The organism is Candidatus Paceibacterota bacterium, from assembly GCA_035404205.1.
Taxonomy (GTDB): domain Bacteria; phylum Patescibacteriota; class Minisyncoccia; order UBA6257; family JAVHQB01; genus JAVHQB01.
On sequence record DAONGQ010000002.1, the window covers coordinates 34,856 to 42,350 of the forward strand.

General features: G+C 38.0%; 8 protein-coding genes. 7 read left to right on the plus strand and 1 reads right to left on the minus strand.

Translation table 11 applies throughout. The annotated features are described in order from the left end of the window. The 4 genes from PK547_00765 to holA all read left to right on the plus strand — a co-directional run. Nucleotides 1-825: 5'-3' exonuclease H3TH domain-containing protein (locus tag PK547_00765; GenBank protein ID HPR91256.1), on the plus strand; the 825-nt coding region annotated here is incomplete at its 5' end. A 115-nt stretch (nt 826-940) separates the two neighbouring features. After that, nucleotides 941-2,308 (plus strand): PAS domain-containing sensor histidine kinase, encoded by a 1,368-nt coding sequence (locus tag PK547_00770; protein ID HPR91257.1) that lies wholly within the window; start codon nt 941-943, stop codon nt 2,306-2,308. Nucleotides 2,309-2,313: 5 nt separating this feature from the next. Then, a complete protein-coding gene (gene mutM, locus PK547_00775; GenBank protein HPR91258.1) occupies nt 2,314-3,213 on the plus strand; it encodes a bifunctional DNA-formamidopyrimidine glycosylase/DNA-(apurinic or apyrimidinic site) lyase in 900 nt (299 codons plus the stop codon). Nucleotides 3,214-3,278: 65 nt separating this feature from the next. Continuing rightward, the gene (holA, locus tag PK547_00780; GenBank protein ID HPR91259.1) at nt 3,279-4,232 is read left to right on the plus strand and encodes a DNA polymerase III subunit delta; all 954 of its coding nucleotides are present in this window, start codon (nt 3,279-3,281) and stop codon (nt 4,230-4,232) included. On the opposite strand, the gene rpsT is transcribed toward holA, so the two are convergent. Beyond that, nucleotides 4,229-4,507: a 30S ribosomal protein S20 gene (gene rpsT / locus PK547_00785; GenBank protein HPR91260.1), complete on the minus strand. Its 279-nt coding sequence runs from the start codon at nt 4,505-4,507 to the stop codon at nt 4,229-4,231. The genes holA and rpsT overlap by 4 nt on opposite strands. A 249-nt stretch (nt 4,508-4,756) precedes the next feature. Between rpsT and prs the strand changes: the two genes are divergently transcribed. The 3 genes from prs to PK547_00800 form a co-directional block, all read left to right on the plus strand. Further along, nucleotides 4,757-5,680 (plus strand): ribose-phosphate diphosphokinase, encoded by a 924-nt coding sequence (prs, locus tag PK547_00790; GenBank protein HPR91261.1) that lies wholly within the window; start codon nt 4,757-4,759, stop codon nt 5,678-5,680. A gap of 1 nt (nt 5,681) precedes the next feature. Further along, a complete protein-coding gene (locus PK547_00795) occupies nt 5,682-7,178 on the plus strand; it encodes a thymidine phosphorylase (GenBank protein HPR91262.1) in 1,497 nt (498 codons plus the stop codon). Between the two features lie 17 nt (nt 7,179-7,195). Further along, nucleotides 7,196-7,495, plus strand: a 300-nt coding sequence (locus tag PK547_00800) for an aromatic amino acid transport family protein (GenBank protein HPR91263.1), incomplete at its 3' end; no start/stop codon positions are given.

Below are 7,495 nucleotides of genomic sequence, written 5' to 3' on the forward strand. Positions count from 1 at the left end.
TTTAGGCATGAGAAATATTCTGAATACAAGGCGAAGAGGGTTAAGCAGGAGGCGGATTTTTATGTCCAAATAGATAAAGTGAAAAATATTTTACGGTTAGCCGACATAAAATATTTTGAAAAAGCGGGTTTTGAAGCTGACGATATTATAGGCACAGTAAGCCGTTTGGCAGCAGAAGCCGACCAAGACTTGAGAATTATTATTGTGACAGGGGATTTAGATACGTTACAGCTAGTTAATAATCAGATTTCTGTTTATACTTTTCATCAGGGTATTAAAAATGAGGTTCTTTATGACCCGGCTAAAATAAAAGAAAGATTTAATCTTACCCCCGGCCAATTGATAGATTACAAGAGCCTTAGGGGCGACCCCTCGGACAATATTTTGGGGGTAAAAGGCGTGGGAGAAAAAGGCGCGCTTAGACTCTTAACCTTATATCCCAGTTTAGAAGATATTTATTTGGCGATAGAGAACGGCAGCATTACAACCGCATTGACTTCGGCAAAAGATAAAAGTTTAATCGCAAAATTAAAGGCTCAAAAAGACCAGGCTTATTTTAGCAAGTGCCTGGTAACTATTGATAGGCAGGTGCCTATAGACTTCAGCCTGAAGGATGTTGTTTTTAACGATTTTAATTACGAAGCGCTGGAGCCCTTATTCAAAGATTTGGGTTTTACTAGTTTGATAAAAAAAGCCAAGGAAGGTGTGTTGGACCAGCCAGCAAAAGATTATTCTCCTCCGTCTTTTAGGAACAAAAGTTACAATAAGGTTTCTCCTCAGAAAAAGATTGCTGCTAAGAAAGTCATTCCTCCTTCTCTTTTTTAGCTTGTGTCGATGTTATTATTGAAATACCTTTACTGCCTGCCAGTGATAAGGGGCGGCCTATTTTCCACTTTGTTCTAAATAAGCTATAATATTTTGGTTAGACAGTCTATTATTTATGGCCTCCATTAAACAAACGAGCAATAACCGAGAGAAAAAGGCGATTACTAATCCATGGATATTGGCATTAACCTCATGGTCAATTATGCCAATGATTTTTTTGACCCTAACCTTAGGAGTTCAAATATTCCTTAATTTTCTCTACCTAGACGATACCTTGAAATTATTGGTGAGCAGCTTAGCTATTGTTTTTTTAAGTTTAACTTGGGTAACCATTCTCGGAGCGGTAGTAAAAAATTTTAAAATTAGTTCCACCCAAAAACAAGTTAGCAATATTCTCTTGAGCATTAATGACCCAGTCATTGCTTATGACAATTCTTTCAGAATCATTTTTATTAATGCCGCGGCTGAATCTCTTTTAGGCGTTACTAATCAGAAAATTGCTTCTCAGCAAATTACCCCAGAAATGAACAATATCCCAGAGTATGGGCTTTTAGTCAAAATAATGTTTCCCTCTCTAGCGCCTGTAGTTTTAAGAAAGCAAACTACCGTTTTTCCGCAAAAAATGGTCTTAAAATTAATCGACCCCAAGGAAATTACCCTAGAGATTACTACTACCCAGATTTTTAATGACAAGCACGAGATAATGGGGTTCTTAAAGATTGTGCAAGATAAGACCCAGGAGGAGTCGGTGGCTCGAACCCAGAAAGATTTTATCACAGTGGCGGCCCATCAATTACGAACACCCCTGACAGGCTTAAACTGGGCGGTTGATTTGCTGATGAAACAAGAACTTGGCTCTTTAACTAGCGAACAACTGGCAACTGTTTCTCAAATGAAAGAGGCTTTGGCCAATCTGTCTTTAACAGTAAACAATGTTTTAAATATTGCCCAAGTGGAAGAGGGTCGCTTTGGCTTTGACTTCAAAGAAAACGATCTTAATGAAGCAATCTTAACGGTCTTGAGTTCATTAGAGCCAGTTGCCAAGAAAAGAAATATTCGCCTGTCTTATTATAGGCCAGACCCGGCTTTGCCCCATTTTGTCTTTGATATTAAACGGGTAGAAACTGCTCTGCAGATTTTTGTGGATAATGCCATTAAATATAATACGGATAAGGGGGAGGTAAGAATCAAAGTGAATAAAACCTCCGACAATCTTTATGCTGAAATTAGAGTGGAAGACACTGGCATAGGCATTCCTAGCAGAGAAATGGGCAAGCTATTTACCAAATTTTTCCGAGCTGGCAATGCTATTAAAAACGAAACCGAAGGCACTGGTTTAGGCCTCTATATCGCTAAAAACATAATTGATAGCCATGGCGGCAAAGTTTCTGTTAATTCTATAGAGGGCCGCGGTTCTGTTTTCAGTTTTACTTTGCCCTTGCAAGAAAATTTAATTCCTCCTCAAACTGATTTTAATCCTTAATTTTTATGCCAGAATTGCCAGAAGTTTATACTATTGTTAGATATTTACAGGAAAATATTAAAGGAGAAGTTTTCAAAAATGTTTGGACAGACGTTCCCCAAATTTTTGGCTGTCAAAGCAATTTTCACCAATTAGCCGCAAAAATTAAAGGGCAGAAAATACAATCGGTCGGTCGGTTAGGGAAAAATATTCTATTTAATACTTCCGGCGGCTTAACCATTTTAGCTCACCAAAAAATGAGCGGTCATTTTTTGGTGGGGCATTGGCAATTTAACCAAAAGTCTAAAACTTGGGCACCTGATGGCAGCAGATTCAACAAACAAGCAAAATTGGCTTTAATAGATTCATCCAATAGATTTATTCATGTTGTTTTTGAATTTCGCAGCGGTAAAATGTTGGCCTTATCTGATATGCGCAAATTTGCTAGAATAGAGTTAATAGAAACCACAAAGGTGTATACTAATAGTCGTTTAAGCAATTTAGGCCCCGATTGGTGGAATGAGCCCTTAACAGCTCAAGCTCTTTTGACCAAACTTCACGCCAGCAAAAGATATTTAAAGCCCTTTTTACTTGACCAAAGCATAGCTGCTGGACTGGGAAATATTTATGCGGATGAAGCTTTATTTAAAGCAAGACTAAGCCCTTTGAGAAAATCCGCCTCCTTAAATTTAAAAGAAGCGGCTCGTCTAGTGGTCGCTATCAAAAATACTTTGGCAACAGCTATTAAAAACAAAGGAACATCTTTTTCTGATTACAGGCAGGCAAATGGAGAGAAGGGGAGCTACCAAAATAAGTTAAAAGTTTATGGACGCAAAGGAGAGAAATGTTTTCGTTGCCATACCCTACTGGAAACTGTAAAAATAGGGCAACGCTCAGCTGTGTATTGTCCTCATTGCCAGAAATAAAAAGTGCACCTTTATTGGCATAAAATTTAGATTTTTTGTTTTAAGATATTATTCGAGATAGAGTTATGCTATATTTTTTTTATGGTTCTGATAGCTATTTAATCGGAACTGCTTATAAAGACCTTTTTTTAAAGTTGGCTCCTCAAGGAGCTAAAATAGAAGATTTCGTTTTAGACGGCTCTGACCCTGCTACCGGAAGCTCGCTTGAGCAATCGCTATCTACTAATTCTCTTTTTTCTGGCGATAGTCTTATTGTTCTGAAGAATTTTATGCCAGCATATAATAAGTGGGGCAAATTAGAGCAGAAAAAATTAAAGGATTATTTTGAAAATAGCGACATTAGCTCAAACAAAACAAAAAATTTGATTTGGGTAGAGGGTAACCTTAAGGCGAAAGAGATAGATAATCCTTTAGGGCATTGGCTTAAAAAAAATGGCAATATTAATCATTCAGAGACTCTTAAGGGTCTAGATTTTAAAAAATGGCTTGTCATTCAAGCCAAAAAGAAAAATATAAATTTAGAGCCGGCAGCTTTAACAGCTTTGGCCACTGCTTTTGAAGGGGAGACTGGTCTTATGGATCAATATCTTACCAAAATCGCTTTGGCAGATTTGAAGACAGTGAGTTTGGCTAAATTAGAAGAATTAGTTTATTTGCCTTTGAATGAAAATATATTTGCCCTCATTGGGGCGACTACTCAAGGGGATAAAAGCAAGGCGCAGTTTATGTTGCAGAAAGAATTAGATAGTGGAGCTCACCCTTTATATATTCTCACAATGCTCGTTTATGGATTTAGAAGTTTGTTGATAATCCAATCAGCCCTAAAAACTGGCAAGGACGTTTATAAGGAAAGCGGTTTAGCGCCTTTCACTGTGAGAGCTAATTTGGGGTTAGCTCAAAAAATAAGCGCTACCAAGCTAAAGAATATTTATAATCGACTTACTCGGTTAGATGGAATTTTAAAAAGAGGTCAGTTAGACCCCTCTTCAGCGTTAACAATGTTTATTCAAAGCCTCTAGGCCTTTTTAGCAGTAGAAGCTGTTTTAAGAATGCGGGCGTTTTTGGCTTTCAAACGAGCAGCCTTATTTTTGTGAAGTAAATTATCTTTAGCCAGTTTGTCCAAAGTCTTATAGACATTGGGTAAAAGCTTATGGGCATCTTCGTATTTACCAGCGCTGACTAATTTAATATATTTCTTTTGCAAAGAGTGCCAATTGTCGCGTTTGGGGGCATTAGCCTTTTTCTTGTTACGATTTTTAGCAATTTCTCTCTTAGCCGTTTTGGTTATAGCCATAAGGATAGAAACTTGAAAGTAAAATTATAATATTAATGCGAACCTAATTGAAAACTTTCCTATTATGGCATTTTTACAGTGAAAAAGCAAACGCTTTACGATTAAAATGCGAGGTTGTTGTAGACTGGCGCTATTTTGATTAGACGACAATAACTGTTTTTGCTATGATAAAGCAGTAGGTTTGTTAAGAGGGTGGGGGTAGTGGTAGAGGATAATTTGAATAAATATAAATAATAATTATAGACAAAAATGGCGCAAGCAAATGCGGTTACTGTTGTTGGTGAAAAACTGGCTGAGAAAATAGCACGGGACCTTTCTCGCGCTCGCCCTTCAAAATTTTCAGTTAGATATATTCCTATTATTAACAGAACCTTTCCAGATAGCGAAGTCCAACCAAGATTAGGGGGGGAGGTCAAAACATCCGTAGTGATATTAGCCATTGATAAACTAGAGAGAGAAACCATTAATGATTATTTAGTTAGATTCTACCTTATTACTGCGAATATTCGTCCCCAAGTGAAAAAAATAATAGCGGTGATGCCCTATTTCCCATATGCTAGGCAAGATAAGGCGTTTAGGAGGGGTGAGCCATTATCTTTTGAATTAATTGCCAATATTATTAGCAGTAATGTTGACGAATTTGTGACCGTTAATCCTCATGAGCACAGACTGCTAATGAAGAATGTTTTTAAAGTACCCGTGAGGGTAGTTTCGGCTTTTCCCATTTTGGGAGTAGAGTTTAGCAAAGCAGATTTAGTAGTTGGTCCAGACAGCGAATCAGCTCCTTTTGTCCAAGAGTTTGTTGGGCAGACTAAATTAGCCACATTGGTTTTTAACAAGGTTAGGAATGTGGCCACTGGAGAGGTAAAATTTACGCTGCCAAAAGGGGTTCAGGTAAAGACAGTCGTTAAAGGTAAAGATATTGTTTTAGTAGACGATGTTATTGCCAGCGGTCGAACGATTCTGCAGCTAAAGAAGGAGTTAACAAAGGAAGGTGCGCACTCCATAAGTTTGGCGTTTGTGCATGATATGACTAACGCAGAAACCTCTCGAAAATTAATAGCAGCTGGGTTTAAAAAGATTTCAACGACAGATACTTTGCCATCTAGATTTAAAAAGGTTTCCGTAGCCGACTTGATAGTAGATTTTTTAAAAGAATATCTAACTAATTAATATGGCAGAAAGGCGCTTTGATTTAAAAGTAGTACCCTTGGATATAGCCACAGGGCGCAATTGGATTGTTTTGGTAAATGAAGCGGATGGTTTGCATTATGGCATTCGCGCGGGGGATGAAATTTCCTTAAAATGGGACAGCCATCAAACAGAAGTTGCGGTTGATTTAACCAAAAGTTTCGTTCAGGAAGGGGAGATAGGGATTTTTAGAGATATCTTAGAAAAATATCAGATTAAAGCTGGAGAAATATTGTCTTTAGCTCCGGCGCCTAAACCAGAGTCGCTAGCAGCTATCGGTAAAAAATTAAATGGCGGACGGCTTTCAGAAAAAGAAATTGTTTCTATAGTTAAAGATACCATTAATTATAAACTGAGTGATTTAGAACTAGCTTACTTTGTTGCTTCTTCTTTTCCGGAGAATAATTTTACTAAGGAGGAAGCTTATTTCCAGACTAAAGCCTTCGCCGAGACGGGGGAAATGTTTAAATTTGGCAAAATTGTTGCTGATAAGCACTCCATAGGAGGTCTTCCAGGGAATAAAATTACCCCCATTATAGTTTCCATAGTAGCTAGCTATGGAATTATTATACCCAAAACTTCTTCGCGCGCTATTACTAGCGAAGCCGGTACCGCCGATGCCTTGAGTGTAATTGCGCCCGTTAGTTTTGACAGGGAGGAAATTGAGAACATAGTCAAAAAAACTAATGCCTGCTTAATATGGGGCGGGGCCCTAAAAATAGCGCCGGCAGATGATCGTTTTATTACTGTCCTCAAGCATTTAGGAACAGAGCCTCTCAGTAAAATGGTAGTCAGCATTATGGCTAAAAAAGTGGCCATGGGGGTAACGCATTTAGTGATAGATTTTCCTATGGGAGAAGGAACTAAAATTAAAAATAAAATCGTTGCTAAAAAAACAATAGCTTTATTTCAATATATAGCTAAAAAATTTGGCATAAAGTTAAGAGTGATTATTCAAGAAGCTAAAGGCCCTGTAGGCAGGGGAATTGGTCCTGCCTTGGGAATTAGAGATGATATAGCCGTTTTAAATCAGCTTTCGCAAAGGCCCTTGGATTTGGAGGCGAAGGCGACGAAATTAGCTGGTGTGCTTTTGGAGCTTATTGGCTATGCTGGAAAGGGTCAAGGCTCAAAATTAGCCTATAAGGCTCTCCAGAACAAACAGGCTTTGGCAAAATTCAAAGAGATTATTAACGCTCAAGGAGGAACTGTGCCCGATTATGATGAGATAGCGTTAGCTCCCGTTGCTTTCGCATACAAGGCTGACCATGATGGCGAAATTAAACAGATGGATAATGTGGCGATTATAGAACTGGCGCGTATCTTAGGCGCTCCTGAGACTTTAGCGGCTGGTGTCTATTTAAACAAAAGCCTTGGTGATCAATATAAAACTGGCGAAACTCTTTATACGCTTTATACGGAAAGCGAGGTCCGGTTAGAAATGGCTCGTGATTTTTTAGCTAATCATCTATTAATTAAATAATTTAAAAGATTTTATTTATGCGTAAGGGACTTTTTGAAGGGATTGCTCTTTTAGTAGGTATGATTATCGGTGCCGGTGTTTTTACTCTGCCCTATTTAAGTTTGCAATCTGGCGTTATGCCTACTTTACTTTTACTTGCTATTGTGGGAGCCATTATTTTATACATCCATTTAATTTACGGAGAATTATCGCTAAGAACAGAAAAAGCTTGTGGTTTACCCGGATATGTAGGCGCTTATCTTGGTCCCAAGGCAAAGAAATTTGTTTTAGGAACAACTCTTTTAACGTTTTCTATTTCCTTATTAATTCTTTTGCTT